This is a genomic window from Pseudomonas mendocina, from assembly GCA_037482215.1.
Taxonomy (GTDB): Bacteria; Pseudomonadota; Gammaproteobacteria; order Pseudomonadales; family Pseudomonadaceae; genus Aquipseudomonas; species Aquipseudomonas mendocina_E.
In genome coordinates this window covers 430,450-449,854 of sequence record CP148074.1, presented here as the reverse complement: position 1 = coordinate 449,854, position 19,405 = coordinate 430,450, and the positions used below count along the sequence as shown (strand labels likewise).

Genomic DNA, 19,405 nt, shown 5'->3' with positions numbered 1-19,405 from the left:
CAATGGCTTATTTATTACAAATCGACTTTCCCCACCAAGGCCCATGGGGGGCCGATATGAGCACGGCCTTTAAAGAGCTGGCAGAGTCCATCGCAGCTGAGCCGGGCTTGATCTGGAAGCTGTGGACGGAGAATCAAAAGGAAGGAGTTGCTGGTGGGATCTATTTGTTCAGTGACCAAGCCAGCGCTGAAGCCTATCTGCATATGCACAGCAAGCGCCTAAGCAGCTTTGGTGTGCATGAGGCCCGGAGCATCATTTTTGAGATCAATGAGGGGCTGTCACGGATTGACCAAGCCCCGTTATAAAACTCTGGTCAACTCCTATTGCTTAAAGCCGCCATGAAGCGGCTTTAAGCAATTCGACAAAGACACAGCCACCTCTAAAGCTAGTGCTTTAATTGGGGCGATTTAGAGGTGCAGAAACTTCAATTTGGACCTGATATCCTTCCTGCCGCAATCGAGCTGCCAACTGATTTAAGTCGGTGGAGGCAGATGCCTTAAGCAAAGCAATGCCCCCTACTTGTCGGCCTAACTCAAGACCATATCGTTGCGCTAATTCCTGAGCCTCAGGCTCACTCACTTCAATCAGAATCCCTCCACTTATCTTATGCTCAGGCTCAATTGAGTTTCGAAGTAAAACATCACCTTTAAAAAGCCCAGGTTCGACAGAAGAATTATCCGCACTGCGTTTATTCCGCGTTGAATTACCAGAGTCTTTCATGTAATAGCGCTGACCATTAACCTCAACAGTTTTATATGTTACACCGTTAATTGTAACATTTGCGGGAGGCTCCTCTCCCATTACTGAGAAAGAGACGGAGGCCAATAAAGTCATCAAGCCGCAGGTCATCAAGTAACGTTTCATAAATCTATCTCCTTTAAACGCCTATAGGCTAGTGACCAAAAACTTTTATCGACCAGTCGATCAGCTGACCATCCTTGGTGTTATTCTTAAGTTCAAATCTGGCAATATCAAAATTAAAGACCCTATTTACATGACGTATCTCTTGTTTTTGATTACTCACATCTGTAATCAAAAGCTTCCATTCGCCATTACTTTTCTCACCATAGAATTTATTGGACAATAGCCTAAAGTTTCTAAATCCCTTAGCCGTGATAGGATTTACATAGGTTGATTGCTCAACAATGCTGTTATATGGATTGAGTAGAACGCTGCGGGTACCAGAGGGTGACACCAACTCGATTAGTAAATCAGGTAGGCGCTCGTGATCCAGATTAAGCCGTACTTGCACAGCTTCAACAGTTATAGACTCATTGACGTTAGCACTTGAAGAAGTAGCTTGACTACCAACATCAGGAATAGCAGCCTGAGCAGCATCGTTAGGCTTCACAGTCAACCAAGGAGTTTGGATCAATGGAGGCATAGGTTTGTGAGTAGCCGCTAGTTGTAATGCCTTATTTACGTCTACCAAGCCGAAACCGTACGTTGGACTAAACCAAAAACCTGCAGCATTTTTTCCCACCCCTCAAGCACAGTCACCTGCTTTGTTCCCGCAGTACTTGGGTAATTTAACACCGCCGGTGCGTGGTCGGGATCTATACGCGTGGATGTGCGAGCAAGAATGTCGCGCAAATCTCGAGGCGAAAGATCAGAATATGCAGAAATCAGTAGAGCTAGCGACCCAGTAGTGTTAGGTGTGGCCGAAGATGTACCATTCATAACACCGTTGTAGTCACAGTTAGGGTCAAGCGTAGGATTATGATGTAAACGATTACCTACTCTTGCAATGTTAGGACCATCCATACTGTAACCCATATTACACCCTCTGAGGTCCGTGGTGACGTGCGCAGGAGAGTTCACACCATCCTCCCCACCTGGCGCTGCTACGAATATATTGCTACCTACACTAGAGTATGAGGCGCGTACGCCATCGGCATTAATTGCACTTACCACCAGGTTCCAGAAGTTAGTATTATTAGGCTCAATATTGCTATTCAGAAAAGGAATCTGTGGTTGTGAATTTATAGGAATTAAAGCCTGCTCCCCTAAAGGTAAAAATCCGAACCCGTTTCCGGCCGCTTTTACGTAGGTAGCCCCATTTTTATTTTGTAACGTTTTGCTTTCATATATTGCCTCAAGCCTTTTGAGGTCGAGACCCTCGCTATTCTCAGCCGCTGCTGCACTTACCCCATAACTCTGGTTGAATAGCCTATTGTCTTGAGACGCAGGGCTACCGCCCAATGAATATATATAATCATCTAATGTTTGATTCAAACCTTTCGCAAGTACATTAAAACCCTGCAACTTAACCTTCGGCGCAACACCCTTTATACCAATCTCATTGTCTACAGCGCCGATAATGCCAGCAACAGAGGTACCATGTGCATGTTCAGGATAGAGAGGACTCGGATCATTAGAGTCATTTAAGAAATTTTTAGACCCTGGCCGAATATTCGCAGATAAGTCCGGATGTGCAATGTCGATACCATCATCAACAACGGCGACATTGACGCCAAGCCCCGATACCCCAATTCTATGAGCCCACCATAGATTCAGATCAGCACCAGGTGTACCTCCTCGTAACGAAAAAGCATCCTGACCGTTATTCAAAAGATTCCATTGTTGATCCTGGAAACTATTCTTACCAGGTAAACAACGGTCTGGTGAGGTACTAGAAATATCAACCTTAGCACTTACCTCAAGATTCGCACAATTTTCATCAGCGTATGCAAGCGATAGATCGACAGTTGATAATGCAGCTGCAATTGCCAATGAGAGTGTTTTCAGCCTCATGTCCAGTCTCCATCTGTTAGGCGTTAGTCGCCATCTGCTAAGAAACACGTGGGAAGTCCAAGCGAAATCCTTACCGCCAATTGAGTTCCCACCAATGATTAGATAAAACCTCCTACTACCATTTAAACTAGGAAAAACATCAAAGTGACCGCAACTCAACACAAAAACCCATTACTGCGCCAAGTAAAATACTGGAATAGCTTAACTTTGAGACACTACAGATTATGCGATTCAAATCAATCCAGTACATACGCCATTAGGCCACTCATTACCTCATTACAACAAGGTATTACCACAGCAAGACAACATCGCACCAAAAGCACTTAATGGCACTATTACTAATTAATCCTCATGCAAATTTCATTTTGCCATTTGAGTCTTCTGACTTCATTGAGGAACCAATAAGGGAGCTTGCATCTCAATCTGCACCTCATAGCCTTCACGCTGTAATACCCCCGCTAACTGACCTATATCAGTTGTTTTCCCAACTTCGAACAGTGTAATACCACCAATACTGTTTATAACTATAAGCCCATGCTGCTGTGCAAGAGCCTGAGCTTCCTGTTCATTAACCCTTACAAAAACACCGCCATTTATCTTAAGGTCTGGCTCCGCTATATCACGACGCAGCGTGTCACCTATAAATAGGCTCGGTGAGGCAGGAGAGTCTGTAGTACTGCGTTTGGCGCGAGCACGCGAGCCTGATTCTTTCAAGTAATAGCGCTCGCCGTTAACTTCTACACCTCGATATGTTGAGCCATTTAACTTGATGATTTCTTCGCCAACAGCTGTTACGGAAAAAGCGGTCATTAGCGCCATAAAGCCACAAATCATAAAATAGCGTTTCATGAATATAACTCCCCTATGCGATTCAGAATTTAGTGCCCAAAAACTCGCAAAGACCAGTCGATCAACTTACCGTCTTTGGTATTGTTGACTTCAGTAAAAACGCGAGTAGAAAGCAATTTCCCGTCCTTAATTTCCTCCCTAATAAATTGGCGGGTAGCACTGGTAACATCCGTAATCAGTAGTTTCCACTGACCGGCGCTTTCTTCACCATAAAACTTATTGGACAACACTCTGAGATTACGCATGCCACTTTGCGGTGTGCCACCCAACTCCCTAGCGATGGACTGACCGACAAAACCATTGAATGGATTAAGCAGCACACTGCGTGTGCCTGAAGGAGAAACCAACTCGATAAGTAAATCAGTAACCCGCTCATGGTCCAGGTTCAACAACACCTGTACACCTTCAACCTTGAGCGATTCTTTGACAACAGCACTTGATGAGGTTGGTTGCCAACGTCAGGAATTGCAGCTTGAGCCGTGTCATTTAACGTCACCTTTTGCCAAGGCAGCTTGACCAAAGGCGGTAAAGGTTTGTGATTGGCAGCGAGTTTGAGCGCAGCGTTAACGTCGATCAGGCCAAACCCATAAGTCGGGCTAAACCAGAGCCCGGCGGCATTCTTCTCCCATCCCTCGAAAATGACGACCTGTCGCTGCCCCACATTGATTACAGCGCTCGGGTGATCAGGGTCTATGCGTGTAGCCGATCGCGCTAGCACATCACGCACATCACCAGCTTTAAGTTCTGGAAAGGCTGATAGCAACAAAGCGGCGGAAGCAGAGGCGTTCGGTGCAGCCGCGGACGTGCCGTTCATAGTCCCTCTGTAATTGCAATTGGGATCCTGCGCTGCACCGTGATGTAAACGATTACTGCTGGCAAATTCAGCACGGTTGGAACCCATATCACAGCCAGTCAGATCCGTGGTTACGATAGCCGGTTTCTCAGTGCCATTCTCACCACCCGGGGCTGATAAAAAAATATTACTACCGACACTAGAGTATGATGATCGCGTTCCATTAGCATTAACCGCACTGATGATCATATTCCAGAAGTTATTTCTACTGTGCTCCGCAATACTATTCGCAAATGGCAGCTGAGGCTGAGCGTACTGACTACTTCGACTATAGGTATAGTCTTCATAAGGAAATCTTAAAAAACCATTACCAGCTGACTTAACGTAGACAGCGCTACTGTCGGCACTTAATGTTTTTCTCTCAAACAAGATCTCTGACAGATCATTAGCAAGATCAATTCCATTAGTGTTATTGATCGGAGTTAAAGCGAAGCTCTGATTAAACACACGATTGTCTTTCGACGCATCACTCCCCCCCATGGAATAAAGAAAGTTCTTTGCGTTTTGGGATTTTAAATAATTAAATCCCTGTAGCTTCACCTTTGGCGCTATTCCTTTCACCCCAATTTCGTTATCAACTGCCGCAATAATTCCAGCTATAGACGTACCATGACTGTCACCTTTTGCACTCAGCGCTGGAGTTGGGTCATTCGAATCATTCAAAAAATTTTTGGATCCCGGCCTTATATTTTCAGCCAAATCCGGATGGAGAATTTCTATGCCATCATCAACTACAGCAACATTAATACCTTGTCCCAAGACACCTAAGCGATGAGCCCACCAAAGGTTCAAATCAATTCCGGATACGCCGACACTGGCACTAAATGCATCTTGTCCATTATTCAAAAGATGCCATTGTTGGTTCTGCAAGGGATTAACCCCTGGCAGGCATCGCTCAGGTGACCCGCGAGATATATCCACCTGGTCAGCTACGGAAAGGAGCTTACAGCTTTCGTCGGCCTGGGCCAGTGCACCAACCCCAGTCGTCAGTGCGGCTGTAATAGCCAGTGCAAGTGTATTTAGCCTCATATCCAGTCTCCATCTGTTAGGCATAATGGGGTGTAGCATTCCGCAAGACGGGTGACGACAGACGAATCCCTGATACCAGTCAAATACCCGTAAATATGAATATTTTTAAGCCGCACCTACCTATTTATTAAACAATTAATAGTTAATAAAAGTGCAAAGTAATCCCTGCATAGCTTCAACCAGAAGCCACACTATCCATCAATCTCTATAGGAACTAATTTGGCACGAACACGTTCGCCCCAAGAAAATAACTAAATCAATAAAGCATCTGGCAATAAATCCTTACATGATCACACCACACCTTTATAAAAACAGATATTTAGTACTAGATTTAAATTCGCCAGCCAATTGGCAATTACTAAATATCAACAGGAATTTTTTATAGTTTTGCCATAGCGTTATCGCCATAAAACTTTAGTCGTAATAGCTATTTGAAATCATTCTTACGAAATCGCTATAGCCCGGCGCTACAGCGGAGTACAGCCATTATTCGCTTGACAATTAAGCCTCAACAAATATCCAGCGCGGCTAATTTATTTTAAAAAGCAGCTGCAACTTATATGCGCAAACTGAATAGCTGAACTTAAACAACTGAATACAAGAGGCAATAATTGAAGATTGTCGGATAATGAGGCACTGACGAATATATGAGTGCCCGCTCTCCTTAAATCAAATTATTTACGCTTGCTCCAAGCGGCTAACTCATTCATCAACTCACGCTCTTGCAAGGCAATACTGCGCAGGCTGCCAGCAATGGGAGCAAAGTCCGGGGCTTCGCCTTTACTGCGGCTGGCACGCACACAAGCAGAGGCGAATTGACGCCAGTTATCACCGATGGCGGTGAGTTTGGCTGAGGCTTCGTTCAGTGTTGGCTCACCCAACAGTTCCCCGGCCTCTTGCAAGAAGCTGGCGTACATAAAGCGGAAGCCTGCGCCGCCGGTGCCGATCTCTTCCTGCATGCGAACGATATGGGTGAGGTACAGGCGGTTGTATTTGGTATTGGCAGGGTCAAGCTTGGCCACTTGCCCAGCCAGGTGCTGAATGCCGCGGATACCGATCCACGGCAGCGGCATGCCATCAAGGATACGGGTGGTGGAGAGCACGCTTTTGCGGATCAGCCTGTTCCAGTCGTGCTCCAGCGGCACCTGCTCAAGGCTGTACATGAGGCCTTTTGCAGCGAGTGCGCCTTTGGCAAAGCGCGCTTTTTGCAGGTCTTTACCGGGGCAACGCACGGGCTCTTCCAATACCGGATCGCTGATCAGGTAGTCGTCTCCATCACGGCCGTAGGCCAGCAAGTTGTGCGCATTAAAATGGAAGCGCATTTCTGGCGGAAAGTATGGAAGCCAGAACACCGAACTTTGCAGACCGACCAACTTGCCGCTGTCCAGTGCCTCATCCAGTGCACGCTTGCCCTGCTCCGGGTTACTGAAGGTGCGGGTTTGCAGGCGAACACCGAGGCGTTTGCTCAGGGTTTTGATTAGGTGTTTCGGCGGCATGCGGTAGGCAATCAACGGCATGCCACTGAGCTTGACGATGGGTAGATATGCGAATGCCAACCCTGAGGCCAGACCAAACGCCATCGGCTCGCTCATGGGCAGGCCCGCGTGGCTCAACAAGCTGGCCATTACCCCGCTTTCGCAGTGGGCACTCTGCCGGTGTTGGAAACTGCTCATGCCTGCCCCTTCTGATAAGAAATCAATTGCTCAACGGGCAGACCAAAAGCCTCCGCGTAGCGTGCCAGCAGCGCTGGCGAGAGTTTTCGGTAAATGCTCGGGCGAAAATGCCGGCGAATGCGCCATTGCCACAAGCCGGTGACCATCGCCAACGCCGGTTCATCCAGCCGGTAGCGGTACATCAGGAATTTCAGTGGCGATAGCTCACCACGCAGCCAGGCGGCATGGGCATCAGCCTCCTGCTCTTGCAGTTCGGCCACAGCCAATTGTGTCGAGTAGGCCTCAGGCTCCCAGCCAGCACTCTGCGCACCTTGGTAGTGGCCGCTTTCATCAACGGCATAGAGCAGTTTGCTGTGGCCGCCATAAACGGTGGTGGAGTCCTGTGGAACCTCATCGAGCTTCATAGCGGTTACTCGTCTTGCCCGACCACGGTCAGGTGCATAAAGGCGCTGGAGAAGCGCCCGCTTTCTGGTACATAGCACAGCAGACGCTGGTCACTACGCAGTTTGCCGGAGTTGAACAGCTCGTCCAGCATGATGAATATCGAGGCAGCACCGGTATTGCCCTTGCTGGTGAGGTTGGTGAACCAGCGCTCCTGCGGAATCGGCAAGCCGACGTTGGCCAGCCCCGCAGCCAAACGGTCACGGAAGAACTCCGAGGAATAATGCGGCAGCAGGTAGTCAATTGCCTCAACACTCAGCTCGCGGCGCTGCATGATGCGTTTGAGCGTCTCTTCGACGGTGTACTTCACAATGTTGTCGTTAAGCAGTTTGACGTCCTGCTTGATCGCCATCACGGAGAGGCGATTGCGCTCGGCGCCGTCGTAACGGCTCCAACCTTGCAGGCGGCCGTCGACCATCTCGCCCCCCGCATACATGCAGGCTGGCATTTGATCGGCAAAGGAGAGGATGTCGATCCAATCCACACGCAGACTCAAGCCTTTAGCGTTAGGTTGGTTTTGCAGCAGGACAGCACCAGCGCCGTCTGAAAGCATCCAACGCAGGAAGTCTTTTTCGAAGGCAATTTCGGGGCGCTCTTCCAGCTCTTCCAGACGGCTTTCGTATTCAGCATTGAAGTTGCGGGCATGCATCAGCGCAGAGGCCAGCTCTGAACCACACGCCACGGCGTTGTGGCTTTCACCGCTGGCAACGCTCATCCAGGCGTATTTCAGTGCAGTCATGCCGCACAGACAGATACCGGCGGTGGACACCACCTCACAGGGCGGATTGCCCAACTCACCTTGAACCATCACGGCGTGGCCAGGCATCACCTGATCCGGCGACGCGGTGCCCGCCACCAAACAATCGAGTTCGCGTAGCTGGCCGTCGTGATCGAACAGACCGCGAATGGCTTCGGCACTGAGCTGAGCGTTGGTCATGCTCGGCTCGCCCGTCAGAGGGTCGATAGCGTAATGACGCTGGCGAATGCCGTTACTGCGCAGGATCAGCTTACGTGCTCGTGAGGGCTTGTCACCGACGCGCCCCAGACGCTCTTCCATGTGATCGTTGTCGACCGCATCGTGGGGCAGAAAAGCATTGACTCGGTTGATAAAAACAGGCTGTACCACAGGTATTCCTCAGGCCACTTCACTCGCCGGACGGGCCAGCGTAGTAGGCTTTCTCGCGCTGCACCCGCGCTTTGGTCAGGGGTGCCAGCAATTTCTTTAACAGTGCAGTGACCGGCACCACGGTGACGATCAGGCACAACAAAAATACGATGTAAATCACCAAGCCCACGGTTCGACGACGACTCTGCTGCGGCCCCAGTGCGGACAGCAAACGACTCCATGCTTGGAAGCTGCGATTGCCCACCTTCTCGCTGGCGATCAGTTTTTCATCAATCTTTACCGCACCCAGCCCCCTAAGCATGGGCTCAGTAATGGGGAGTTCATCAGCCGCCAGCCGCTGTTTGATGGCCTCACCAAAACGGCCAGCAGCCGCGATTTCCGCCTCATCAATACCGGCGCGAGGTACCCAGCTGTAGGGCTTTTGTCGACCCGTAAAGAGCCACAGCGGCGTCGCAAGAAAGCTGGCAGCGGTGCCGCAGGCGTCTGTTAGCGCGATGTTATCCACCAGACGGGCACCCAACTGAGTCAGCCGAGCCTTCACCTTCTCTTGCGCCATCAGCCACATATTGCGGCAGCCGATCAGGGTTACGACTGGCCTATCTTTAAGCAGTTGTGCCGCCTCAGGCGAGGCGAGAAACGCCGTCATCGGCTGCGAAGGCGAGAGAAACCAAACCTGATACGCCAGAATAATCAGGTCGTAACGCTTACTGGGTTCCACCTGCAATGGCAGTAATGGCTGTGGGCGCATCAACACCGTTTCCGGGAAAATGCGGAAAAAGTCTAGAAACGGCCAAGGAAACGGGTAAGGTTGCTGCGGTTGCAACGGCAAAAAATCGACCTGTATGTCAGTGCTGTTTAGCAATGGCGCGCAGACCGATTGAGCCAGCCGGTCGAGCTGTCCCGTTTGAGAAAAATGAACGATTAGAACGTGCCGCATCACCAGCCACTTCAACGCGAAATGCCCGGATTATGCCACAGAGAATTCTTAAGACCGTAAACAAGGCCTGCTCTACAGGTACGCTTTTACTATATTTTTTCTGTAGCCAAAGCGTTGCAGGTGACGTACTGGTCACGATAGAGGGGATTAATGCCAAAGCCCCACTGTACGGAGCGTTGGTGGCAGCAGATGAAACAGCGTGGCCAACAACCCCATTGCAGACCGCCACGGGGCAAGACAGCACCCTGCGTTTTGCCGATATACCGGCGGGTGTATATGCCGTTCAGGTGTATCAAGACCTTAACGGCAACGCCAAGCTTGATCAGAGTCCACGCGGCCTGCCACTAGAGCCCGTGGGGTTTTCCGGAAACCCTGCGCTGTTCAATGGCAAACCTTCACCCGATAAAGCGCGCTTCGAACATGGCAGCGCGGATACTCCAGTGAGCATCCGCCTGCGTCAGTCAAAAAAACGCAGCTGACTTACAGCCCAAGCGATGCATCACTGCTGCGCCAAATCAGCTTGCTGGTGTCGTAGTCTCGTCGGGTCGCCTCATCAAGCAGCTTGCTGCGTTGCTCGGCGGTCATGGTCTTGTCGCGGGTCAGTAGCCAAAGGTTGTCACGGTCCGGAGTACCGACCAGCACAGTTTTGTAGTCGTGATCCAAATACAACACCCAGTAATGGCCCTTGCTCAGGCTGGACAGGATGCCGTCGCCAAAACTCACCCACAGTTTGCTGCTGTCATCCGGACTTTGCAGTACGGCACGGCCTTTAGCCTGTTGCTGCTCGCCCTTGTAAGTAATGCAGGTATTGGTAACGCCCACGCTGCCGTCGCTCTGTAATTCATAAAGGGCTTCGGATTGTGCGCAATTGCGTTGGAAGAACATCGGCAGACGTGCCTGCTCGTACCAGACACCCTGATAACGCTTCAGGTCTACCTTATCCACGGTTTTCGGAGGTACATCACCGGTACCCGAGTTAGCACATGCAGCCAGTAGAGCTGCAGCGCCCAATAAAATCAGTCGACGCATCATTTCAATCCTTTTCCAGAGAACATCATGACCTTGTCACCTGCGTACTGAATGCTAATAAAGCTTTCCTGAGTTCCCCACGTGCAGCTGGAAATACCAAGAGCGCTGGAACATTCAGTGGCGTCACCAAGGAGTTGCTCAACTTCAGCTTTGGTCATGCCCGACTTCAGTTGTGCATAGTTTTCCTGATTGACCTTATTACAGGCAGCCAATAACAAGCAGGTGGCAAGCAGCACAGGAACACGCATAGACATGGGACAACTCCATTAGCAGATGACGGTTTCAGCTTGGCATAGGAGTGTCGATATTGCCTGCAAGAATGCTAAAAACTTGAGCCTGGCTCTTGCAGGAAGGCGATCTCCTCGGCACTAGAGGCGCGGCCAAGTATCTGATTACGATGTGGAAATCGACCGAAACGAGCAACGATACGCTGATGCCGTTCGGCAAAATCCAAATACCCGGCAAACAGCTCGTGCTCGTCAGGTTGTACTTGGGCAAGCAGCTTTTCAAACAGTTCCACGACCTGGTCCTGAAGTACCAGATTTTCTGCGTGTTCATAAACTAAATAGGCGAACAGGCGCTGGATAGGTTTGAGCTGCTGATCCCATCCACTCTCAAGCCCCTTACGCAGCAACGGTTGGGACAGCGGATCACCGGCAAACGCGCGCGGCGTATCGCGGTAAATCATGCGGGGGAGTTGATCGAGAAGAATAATGTGGGCGAGCCACCCGCTCGGGGTGTTGTCCCACTCGTGTAGCTGTCCAGCCAGGGCTTGCTCGACCAGATGGCCAAAGCGCTCCCGCGCTTCGGCATCCTGACTATCACGCTTACCAAACCATAAAGGGAGTTGGCTGGCGGACACCTCGGCAGCCGTCTTACCGGGGCCGAACCACCAGTCCAATAACGGCTGCCAAGGTTGCGTCATGCTATTAGCCCTTGTGGTACGCAGTGATGCGCAGCACTTCTTCTTTAGAGCCAAGGAACACCGGCACGCGTTGGTGCAGGTTGTCCGGCTGGATATCCAGGATGCGCTGAGTACCGTTGGTAGCCGCACCGCCAGCCTGCTCAATGATCAGGGACATCGGGTTGGCTTCGTACATCAGGCGCAGTTTGCCTGCCTTGTCCGGCTCACGGGCATCACGCGGGTACATGAACACGCCGCCACGGGTGAGGATGCGGTGCACGTCAGCCACCATAGAGGCGATCCAGCGCATGTTGTAGTTCTTGCCCAGTGGGCCTTCTTCGCCCGCCAGCAGCTCGCTCACATAACGCTGTACCGGGGCTTCCCAGTGACGCTGGTTGGACATATTGATGGCGAACTCTTTAGTCGCCTCTGGCACCTTGATGTTGTCGTGGGTCAGCACAAAGCTGCCCAGTTCGCGGTCCAGGGTGAAGCCTTTAACGCCATCACCCATGGTCAATACCAACATGGTTTGCGGACCATAGATGGCATAACCGGCTGCGACTTGCTGAGTGCCCTTTTGCAGGAAAGCTTCGGCGCCCAGGTCACCCTCTTCGCCATTGCGATCCGGGCAACGCAGCACGGAGAAAATGGTGCCGACGGATACGTTCACATCAATGTTGCTGGAACCGTCCAGCGGATCGAATACCAGCAGGTAGGCGCCTTTAGGGTATTGCCCCGGAATTTGGTAAGGATGATCCATTTCCTCGGACGCCATACCAGCCAGGTTACCGGCCCATTCGTTGGCTTCGAGAAGGATTTCGTTGGAGATCACGTCCAGCTTTTTCTGCACTTCACCCTGCACGTTTTCAGTGTCCAGGCTACCCAGTACGCCGCCCAGTGCGCCTTTGGAAACCTGATGGCTGATGGCTTTACAAGCACGGGCAACCACTTCGATCAGGAAGCGCAGGTCCGCAGGAGTGTTGTGACTACGAGTTGCCTCGATCAGGTAGCGGCTGAGGGTAACGCGGGACATGAAGGTCTCCAGAGTAAGATAATCCTGCGCAGTTTACTCTTTTAAGGGCGTCAGTGCCTCATACTGCCGCCCGTTGGTGACTACCAGTCCAGCGTGACAGCCAGACTGATGCCCTGCTGCTTGTCGTCATCCGCCTTGCGCAAGCTGTAGGCACCTTGCAACGAAAGGTCAGCGGCGAGCTGCTGCCTGAAGCCAACACTGAGGCGGTCAATGCGATCATCCGGCTCGTAACCCTGCAGCTGGTAATCGAGGGTTGGCAAGCTGGTAAGCGCCATGCGCACCTTACTGGGGTCATCCTCGAATTCCTTTTCCCGGGCGATCTCACCGAACAGCTCAGTCGCACGTGCTACTTGCCAGCGCCCTTGGAAACCCAGCCCCAGTCGCTTAGAGGTACGGTCCTGATCATCAATACGCAGGGCTGTGGCGCTACCACCTTTCTCGCTGTAACCGTCCACCTCCACTTTGGCGTAGTCGGCGCTGATGAACGGACTCAGGTGCCAGTTCTCCCCCGGTTGGGCGATGTCGTAACCAAAGCGCCCGCTGAACGCCCAGAGCTGGCCTTCTGTATCGCCTTTCTCGCCGTCAGTCACGCGTCCCAATATGACCTTGCGTTTGAGGTCGTCGTAATCCAAGTAGCCAACACTGGCAGACATGTCTGCCCACCAACGGTTGCGTTGGAACTCGGCAAAAGCCGTAGCCATGTAGCTGCGCATGTCGTAGTTAGAGTCGGCGCGGCCCACTTCCAGCTCCTGCTCGTACAACCCAGCAGCCAGGCCGACGCGCCAGTCTTCGTTAAGGCGGTAGCTGGCGCCGAGGTTGAGGCTGTATCCATTGCAATCACCACTGGCACCGGACGCCTGGCGGTCAAAATCCATTCGCTGACCGGATGCCGAGACGAAGGTGCGCCATTGCCCCACTGACTGCCAGGCGGACCAGTCAGCCAGCAACTCGGAACGGAGTTGGTCCTGATGGGAGCGCAATGTGCCCTGAGCCATTTCCGGCAACAGGCTCAACTCCCACGGCGCAGAAAGCAGAGAGTACATATAGTCGGCGAGGATCTGCTGCACAGCCGTGGTCGGGTGCACGCTGTCGTTATAGACCAGTTTGCTCGGGTCTGGCGTCGGGCTGTTGATGCCCCATTTCGGGTTGATGTTGTCACAGCCGTCGAAGCAGGTGCCGATCAGGTTCTGCGTCGAATCCAGGCCAAAAGCATCAGCTCTGACCAACACCTCGTTGAACATTTGCGGCACGTTGAGCGGGATGATCTGCGCACTCATGCCCTCAAGGCGCGTTACCAACTCAGTGTTGAACTGCTCGCCTACTGCACTGACCACTCCAGCCAGCGGCGAACCGCTGATTGCAGGTGTTGTACCGACGTTGGGCAGCAGCGACACCATGATGTAGCGGGCACCTGCATTTTGAAGGGCCAACACACCATCAGCCAGTTGATCGGCCGAGGCTTTGGCTCCGATAGAAAAAATAGTCTCCTGCAAAAAATCGTTACCGCCACCGTTCACATAGAACAACGTATTGGGGTCTAGGCGCAGGCCACGGTTAGCCAGATCAGCCAAGTAACCATCACGGGTTCGGCTCCCTGCCACCGATCCACCCGGCGCGGTAATGGAGTCGTAAATCTGATCGGTGCGATAGCCCCCTACCGCCCAGTCATTACCGTCCGGCAACCCTTTTTCCTGATAGACCGATGAAGTGGAAGGTGTCAGCGCCCCTAAACCGAGCTGCTCACTCAGCATCATGGGCGAGGTGGCACCGATGATCTCACCACTGTTTGCTTGAAAAGTCGGCCCGACGCGGTTGGTCCAGCGCCGAGTCGCGCCATCCGGCCCACCCGCATCGGGCAGTTGCCCGGCATCGCTCAGGCTATCGCCGAAGACCACCAGTGATGAATAAGGGGAAGAAAAACTCTGGGATGGGGCAAAGATCAACAGACACGAGACCGCGAGAGGCGTGAGTTTGCGCTTCATAGGAGGACCTCTGGATTTATTGTTATTAACTTCACCGCCTATGAATGTAGACACAATTAAAGCTTTTCGCATCCAGTTCAGCACTTTTGCAATAACCGCTCAGCGCCCAAAAAATATCCTGAATGAGTTCAACCCTGTAGTATGAATGAACACTGCTGAAGCGCCATCAGCGCTAAACTATGGGCCGACCAGCAGATAGCCATTCACAAACTCACCACTGCCGGTATCATCGCCCGCCGCCCAACCACATAGCCCGCCTGATGAAAAACAACCTGATTGCCGCCGCCGAAATTGACCGCCTGGAAACTTGGGCCAAATACACCAGCGACATGTGCCATAGCTGCAATTCCACCTGCTGCACATTGCCGGTTGAAGTACGCCTGAACGACCTGATTCGTATCGGTGTGGTGGACGAGTTCGAGCGCAGTGAGCCGCCGAAAAACATTGCCAAGCGCCTGCAAAAAGAAGGCATCGTTGAGCGTTTCAGCCAGAAATCAGGCATCTTCACGTTGGTGCGCATGAGCAACAACGACTGTTATTACCTAGATCGCAAAACGCGCCTGTGCACCATCTACGACAAACGCCCCGATACCTGCCGCAACCACCCACGCATCGGTCCGCGCCCTGGCTACTGCGCGTATATTCCTAAGCAGCGCTGATCATACCCGCGGTCAATAACAGAGATTGACTGCCGCCTACCACCTAAAGTTAACCCCGATCGAGCCTACAGCACCGTAACTTTCACCAACATTTTCAAGGCTGGAGCGTGCCTCCAGCTCACCAAAAACGGTGTAACGCCCACCGGCCCAACTGTGATTCACACCCACACCGATCCCAGCCCATGTTTTATCCAGCTCATTACGCACCGAAACGCCACTGACCTCGGCCTCGGTCCCACTAAGCATTTCTTGGTAAAGATTAACGATTCCGTAAGCCGTGGTTACATCGCCATTTTCAGAGCCGTGATCCAGAGCCTTTGTAGAAGTAAAATCTAAAGAAACACCAACACGAGCCTGAAGGCTGTCGCCATCTTTTAATTCTACAACTGCACCAAAAGCATCACTGAAATCATCATAACTGATGTTCGAATAGGTCAATTGAGCCTGCGGTGATATAGACCAGTTGTCCCCAAGCGGTATTGGCTTACCCAGCTCGGCACTAACCGATGTTCCCAAGCCTCTGTTGGCCTTTTTCATTTTTTCAGCAATTAACTTCGAACTTAAATCGCTTTCATACCACATAGCCTGCAACTGACTGTCTATATAAAGACCATCATCTCTTTGCCAAGTCAGCGTTGCTAAAGCGCCATATCCTCGAGATTCTATAGCGCCATCCCCATAGAGAGAGTCAATATTGAAATCCCCTTGGGAATACTGCAGTGCAAAGTCAGCAACGATGGTATATCCAGCCCTCTCTTGCAGGGGAGCCGTGGCACCTAGCTGAACTTTCCATACATCAGAAGTCGAGTCATTGACACTGGTAGATTTATTGGGTACTTGATGTAATTTCGAACCTTTAGTGCGCAGCCAAATACCACGCTTGCTAGTCTCTCCGTCGCTATCAATATTGAGCCATTGACGCCCTCCCGTTCTCTGCTGATAGCTATCCAACTCATCTTGTGACAACAACAAGCTTGCGTACGACTCATAAAGAGGAACTCCTGGCTGTAGTATAGGCGGGTAAGGTGCAGGTGCTAACGGAGAGGAAGGCTCACCATTTAAGAATGTAGACCGCAGATACCAGTCGCCATCAGTCGGATTATCAAAGCTATTTTGCACAAGCCTATAGGCATATGCACCGCCTATTACAGCCTGCTCACCATCAAATGTGTAGTCACCAATCAGGTTAAAGTCTCCGACAGAATCCCCCTGAACATCAATAATTTTAATTCCATTATATGTGAGGGCGCCCTGCCCACCTGCATTGCGTACACGTAGATTGGTTATCCCGTCACTATTACCATTAATGACTAATTGATCCGTTGTAGATTGGTCGTCACCCAATCTTGTAGCCATTTCAATAACTCCATCCCTGCCAACATAATCACCATCAACATTTAGCCTAACACCTGCTTTGTTAGACATCAGAACAGCACCAGCATTTATCAATCCCGCCACCGACTGACCATATCCATTTAAGTCAAGTATGCCTGCTGACTGAGTCGTATATATAGAGAAGGGACTAAGCTTGTTGACCCCACCCGCTTCAAGTCGCCCAGCACTAACAAGCGTAGTGCCTGAATAACTGCTGCCTCCTGTTAAAATCATAGCCCCTTGGCCCGACTTAACTAGATAGCCCGCACCAGAAATCTCATTCTTGGTTTCTAAAACACTAGAACCATCGACAACAAAGTCAGCCCCTCTCTCAATTGAAATTGGCCGATCACTGCCCATCGACTCAGTCACATGCAAACTTCCTAATGCAAACTCCAGAAGACTGCCTGATTTACCGAGATTCTTGTCGGAGGATATCTGCAGAGTGCCCCCTCCAATTCTTGTACCATTGGTGTAGCTATTATCACCATTAAGAACAAGAGTACCCATACCAATTTTTGTCAGCTTCGTACTGCCAGTTAGCTGAGAGTCGATGGTAGCCATAATGTCTATTGCAGACTCAGTACCGTCGCCTACAAATATGGGCGTATTGGCGGCAACCATATTGATGGTACCATTCTTAATTTGGTAACCACTTGTTGCAAACTGCGCACCGGAAATATTTATATCGCCCAAACCCTGATCAACGGTAACCACCCCGGGCTTGCCAGAAAAAATCGAAAATGCTGCGTCGTTAAATGGAGCATTGAACACACCTTCATAGTTAGTCCAATGATCATTACCAGCCTCACTCTGCCAAACCCCACTACCACCCTCTATTGATCCATTATTTTTATTACTAAACAACTCACCATCCCAGAAATTAAACTTATACCCAGCCGTATATATGAGATTCACCTCTTGGGGAATTGATGTCTGTATAAAAAACTCAGCACCCGGCGCAGGTAAAGACCCAAGCGACAAGCCATTATCACTCAGCGCGCCGTTATAATTAATAATCCTATACACACCAGCCTGAAGCACCGAGCCAGTATCCACATTAACATTCAAGACGCCATCGAGTACGAGTGCCCCTCCGACATTCGTAAGATCATTAAGTATTCCACCGACAACATTTGCTTCTCCAAATTCATAATTAAGAACCGATGAAGATACAAAACTCAAATCACCCAAAACATTTAAAGTACCAACTGATTTTCCTGGTGATAGAACACCATCTTCGATAGTTACCCCGCCCCCGACACTCCCAACACCACCTAAAACACCGCCACTATGAACCACTAATCGGTGCCCACCACCACCCAGAACTCCATTCACCAAAAGAGTGCCATTAGAGACACTTGTAACTCCGGAATATGCTGCACTAGCACCACTTAATGTAGTAACACCTGAACCAACCTGACTAATTTCACCGCTGCCGGAAATTGAACCTGTGAAATCGTATGAATCACTTCGATTGAAAGACAAAACACCATTACTTATAACATCGCCAGTGATTCCACCACTTGCCCCTCCCACCCCGAGCTGCAGCGTTCCACTATTTATGATGGTACCTCCAGCATAATCGTGATCCGTATCAAAAATTAGAGTTCTATCACCTGATTTTATAAATGAGAGACCAGCACCACTGATCAAACCACTAAATGTTGTATCGTTTGTTGAAATAACCTCAAAGCTTTGACCAGAAGCATTACCTTTAATACTAGTCCCACTTACCCCCTTTAGATCCCCAACAATGGCACGCCGACCGTCACCACTGAGCAAAATTTGCCCCCCTAAATCCTTGAGCGAAACTGGAGTAGATGGCCCGTTCCAATCTCCATTAAGAAGCACAATAGAGTCTTTACCCACAACGACCTCACGCAATGAGTCCAGACCTCCATCCACCTCATTCGACAGGAGTGAAGATGTTAAGAATACCCCCCCTGTTCCCAGCGCGTTTTTCCCGCTGGCATAAACCCCACCAATACGGACACCAGGTGATGTGTTGATTGAAGAAACAATCCAGTCTCCGCTAAATGGATTATTTTCACTCCTGACCATTACATAACGCCTAGACTTGGCATTGATACTAGAATTCACACCCGTCGAATCAATATTTAGGAGTATGTCAGCAGCCCCTGACAATACTGATGAAGGCATCAATTCAAGTCGATTACTGTATCCTCCACTATATCCGTCAATCTCAATAATAACCTGCCCTGAATCAGGCAGAGATACTGGAGATACCAGCCTTCTCTCAATATTTCCTACACCTTGGAGACCGAGCTTTAAAGTCGCACCATCCTCCAACGAAAAATCTGGAATTTCAAAGTCCACATAAGCATTGTTAGTTTTACTATTACTAACCAAATCTAGAACACCTCCAGCTTCTACTTTCATACTCCTGCCGGAAAATGAGAATATATAGCTACCTTCGGTCGACACAGAAGGCCACATAACTTTATCGCCTGAGAGAATATGGTAATCATTAGTCGGTTCTGGAGCCTGTCCATTACTCCAGATCGAAGGCTGTTCCCAACGCCCACTTGCGACCGAGTTAACATCAGCCGCAGCAGCCTTAAAACCTACAATTAATAAAACAAAATTAACAACAAAACTTGCACCAGCACCGGAAATACATTTAATTTTCATTAAACACCACCCCTACATCAAAGCTTTCTAAGTCGACATAAAAGCCGAACAAAATCAAAACAAAGGAAAGCCCTGAATAATTGAAAACACTTAAAATTATTAATAAA

At 50.3% G+C, this 19,405-nt stretch carries 19 protein-coding genes; 3 read left to right on the top strand and 16 right to left on the bottom strand.

Annotated elements, in window-relative coordinates; genetic code table 11:
* Positions 1 to 2 precede the first annotated feature (2 nt).
* Positions 3 to 305, top strand: coding sequence for a monooxygenase (locus WG219_01860; GenBank protein WXL26256.1), 303 nt, complete (start codon positions 3 to 5; stop codon positions 303 to 305).
* Between the two features lie 88 nt (positions 306 to 393).
* Here the strand turns inward: WG219_01860 and WG219_01855 are convergent, their stop codons facing one another.
* From WG219_01855 to WG219_01810, 10 genes are all read right to left on the bottom strand, one after another.
* The gene (locus WG219_01855; protein ID WXL26255.1) at positions 394 to 864 is read right to left on the bottom strand and encodes a hypothetical protein; all 471 of its coding nucleotides are present in this window, start codon (positions 862 to 864) and stop codon (positions 394 to 396) included.
* 28 nt (positions 865 to 892) lie between these two features.
* On the bottom strand, positions 893 to 1,432 hold the full coding sequence (locus WG219_01850; protein ID WXL26254.1) for a proprotein convertase P-domain-containing protein: 540 nt from the start codon (positions 1,430 to 1,432) through the stop codon (positions 893 to 895).
* Positions 1,426 to 2,754: a S8 family serine peptidase gene (locus WG219_01845; protein ID WXL26253.1), complete on the bottom strand. Its 1,329-nt coding sequence runs from the start codon at positions 2,752 to 2,754 to the stop codon at positions 1,426 to 1,428. The genes WG219_01850 and WG219_01845 overlap by 7 nt, the downstream gene beginning before the upstream one ends.
* A gap of 387 nt (positions 2,755 to 3,141) precedes the next feature.
* Positions 3,142 to 3,603 carry a hypothetical protein gene (locus tag WG219_01840; protein ID WXL26252.1) on the bottom strand — a complete coding sequence of 154 codons (462 nt, stop codon included), beginning with the start codon at positions 3,601 to 3,603 and terminating at the stop codon, positions 3,142 to 3,144.
* Between the two features lie 29 nt (positions 3,604 to 3,632).
* Entirely contained in the window at positions 3,633 to 3,998 is a 366-nt protein-coding gene (locus WG219_01835) for a proprotein convertase P-domain-containing protein (protein WXL26251.1), read from the bottom strand.
* Complete coding sequence (locus WG219_01830) at positions 3,989 to 5,485, bottom strand: S8 family serine peptidase (GenBank protein ID WXL26250.1); 1,497 nt, start codon at positions 5,483 to 5,485, stop codon at positions 3,989 to 3,991. The genes WG219_01835 and WG219_01830 overlap by 10 nt, the downstream gene beginning before the upstream one ends.
* A gap of 674 nt (positions 5,486 to 6,159) precedes the next feature.
* A complete protein-coding gene (locus tag WG219_01825) occupies positions 6,160 to 7,158 on the bottom strand; it encodes a BtrH N-terminal domain-containing protein (GenBank protein WXL26249.1) in 999 nt (332 codons plus the stop codon).
* The gene (locus tag WG219_01820; GenBank protein ID WXL26248.1) at positions 7,155 to 7,562 is read right to left on the bottom strand and encodes a hypothetical protein; all 408 of its coding nucleotides are present in this window, start codon (positions 7,560 to 7,562) and stop codon (positions 7,155 to 7,157) included. The genes WG219_01825 and WG219_01820 overlap by 4 nt, the downstream gene beginning before the upstream one ends.
* A gap of 5 nt (positions 7,563 to 7,567) precedes the next feature.
* Positions 7,568 to 8,725, bottom strand: a complete 1,158-nt coding sequence (locus tag WG219_01815) for a beta-ketoacyl-ACP synthase III (protein WXL26247.1) — start codon at positions 8,723 to 8,725, stop codon at positions 7,568 to 7,570.
* A gap of 19 nt (positions 8,726 to 8,744) precedes the next feature.
* On the bottom strand, positions 8,745 to 9,473 hold the full coding sequence (locus WG219_01810; protein ID WXL26246.1) for a dialkylresorcinol condensing enzyme: 729 nt from the start codon (positions 9,471 to 9,473) through the stop codon (positions 8,745 to 8,747).
* 368 nt (positions 9,474 to 9,841) lie between these two features.
* On the opposite strand from WG219_01810, the gene WG219_01805 reads away from it, so the two are divergent.
* Positions 9,842 to 10,141 (top strand): DUF2141 domain-containing protein, encoded by a 300-nt coding sequence (locus WG219_01805; GenBank protein ID WXL26245.1) that lies wholly within the window; start codon positions 9,842 to 9,844, stop codon positions 10,139 to 10,141.
* Position 10,142: 1 nt separating this feature from the next.
* Here the strand turns inward: WG219_01805 and WG219_01800 are convergent, their stop codons facing one another.
* The 5 genes from WG219_01800 to WG219_01780 form a co-directional block, all read right to left on the bottom strand.
* The gene (locus tag WG219_01800) at positions 10,143 to 10,691 is read right to left on the bottom strand and encodes a lipocalin family protein (GenBank protein WXL26244.1); all 549 of its coding nucleotides are present in this window, start codon (positions 10,689 to 10,691) and stop codon (positions 10,143 to 10,145) included.
* On the bottom strand, positions 10,691 to 10,945 hold the full coding sequence (gene bamE, locus WG219_01795) for an outer membrane protein assembly factor BamE (protein ID WXL26243.1): 255 nt from the start codon (positions 10,943 to 10,945) through the stop codon (positions 10,691 to 10,693). The genes WG219_01800 and bamE overlap by 1 nt, the downstream gene beginning before the upstream one ends.
* A 68-nt stretch (positions 10,946 to 11,013) precedes the next feature.
* Entirely contained in the window at positions 11,014 to 11,616 is a 603-nt protein-coding gene (locus WG219_01790; protein ID WXL26242.1) for a DUF924 family protein, read from the bottom strand.
* Between the two features lie 4 nt (positions 11,617 to 11,620).
* Positions 11,621 to 12,628 (bottom strand): class 1 fructose-bisphosphatase, encoded by a 1,008-nt coding sequence (locus tag WG219_01785; protein WXL26241.1) that lies wholly within the window; start codon positions 12,626 to 12,628, stop codon positions 11,621 to 11,623.
* An 80-nt stretch (positions 12,629 to 12,708) separates the two neighbouring features.
* Positions 12,709 to 14,610 carry an autotransporter domain-containing protein gene (locus WG219_01780; protein ID WXL26240.1) on the bottom strand — a complete coding sequence of 634 codons (1,902 nt, stop codon included), beginning with the start codon at positions 14,608 to 14,610 and terminating at the stop codon, positions 12,709 to 12,711.
* A 260-nt stretch (positions 14,611 to 14,870) separates the two neighbouring features.
* Here WG219_01780 and WG219_01775 point away from each other — a divergent pair, with 260 nt between their 5' ends.
* Entirely contained in the window at positions 14,871 to 15,269 is a 399-nt protein-coding gene (locus tag WG219_01775; GenBank protein WXL26239.1) for a YkgJ family cysteine cluster protein, read from the top strand.
* 36 nt (positions 15,270 to 15,305) lie between these two features.
* Here the strand turns inward: WG219_01775 and WG219_01770 are convergent, their stop codons facing one another.
* Positions 15,306 to 19,298, bottom strand: coding sequence for an autotransporter outer membrane beta-barrel domain-containing protein (locus WG219_01770; GenBank protein ID WXL26238.1), 3,993 nt, complete (start codon positions 19,296 to 19,298; stop codon positions 15,306 to 15,308).
* Positions 19,299 to 19,405 lie beyond the last annotated feature (107 nt).

Coding starts and splice junctions, on each gene's coding strand:
- WG219_01775 (WXL26239.1), top strand. CDS start 14,871: ATGAAAAACAACCTGATTGCCGCCGCCGAAATTGACCGCCTGGAAACT.
- WG219_01855 (WXL26255.1), bottom strand. CDS start 864: ATGAAACGTTACTTGATGACCTGCGGCTTGATGACTTTATTGGCCTCC.
- WG219_01840 (WXL26252.1), bottom strand. CDS start 3,603: ATGAAACGCTATTTTATGATTTGTGGCTTTATGGCGCTAATGACCGCT.
- WG219_01800 (WXL26244.1), bottom strand. CDS start 10,691: ATGCGTCGACTGATTTTATTGGGCGCTGCAGCTCTACTGGCTGCATGT.
- WG219_01825 (WXL26249.1), bottom strand. CDS start 7,158: ATGAGCAGTTTCCAACACCGGCAGAGTGCCCACTGCGAAAGCGGGGTA.
- WG219_01790 (WXL26242.1), bottom strand. CDS start 11,616: ATGACGCAACCTTGGCAGCCGTTATTGGACTGGTGGTTCGGCCCCGGT.
- WG219_01770 (WXL26238.1), bottom strand. CDS start 19,298: ATGAAAATTAAATGTATTTCCGGTGCTGGTGCAAGTTTTGTTGTTAAT.
- bamE (WXL26243.1), bottom strand. CDS start 10,945: ATGTCTATGCGTGTTCCTGTGCTGCTTGCCACCTGCTTGTTATTGGCT.
- WG219_01860 (WXL26256.1), top strand. CDS start 3: ATGGCTTATTTATTACAAATCGACTTTCCCCACCAAGGCCCATGGGGG.
- WG219_01780 (WXL26240.1), bottom strand. CDS start 14,610: ATGAAGCGCAAACTCACGCCTCTCGCGGTCTCGTGTCTGTTGATCTTT.
- WG219_01830 (WXL26250.1), bottom strand. CDS start 5,485: ATGAGGCTAAATACACTTGCACTGGCTATTACAGCCGCACTGACGACT.
- WG219_01785 (WXL26241.1), bottom strand. CDS start 12,628: ATGTCCCGCGTTACCCTCAGCCGCTACCTGATCGAGGCAACTCGTAGT.
- WG219_01820 (WXL26248.1), bottom strand. CDS start 7,562: ATGAAGCTCGATGAGGTTCCACAGGACTCCACCACCGTTTATGGCGGC.
- WG219_01845 (WXL26253.1), bottom strand. CDS start 2,754: ATGAGGCTGAAAACACTCTCATTGGCAATTGCAGCTGCATTATCAACT.
- WG219_01810 (WXL26246.1), bottom strand. CDS start 9,473: ATGCGCCCACAGCCATTACTGCCATTGCAGGTGGAACCCAGTAAGCGT.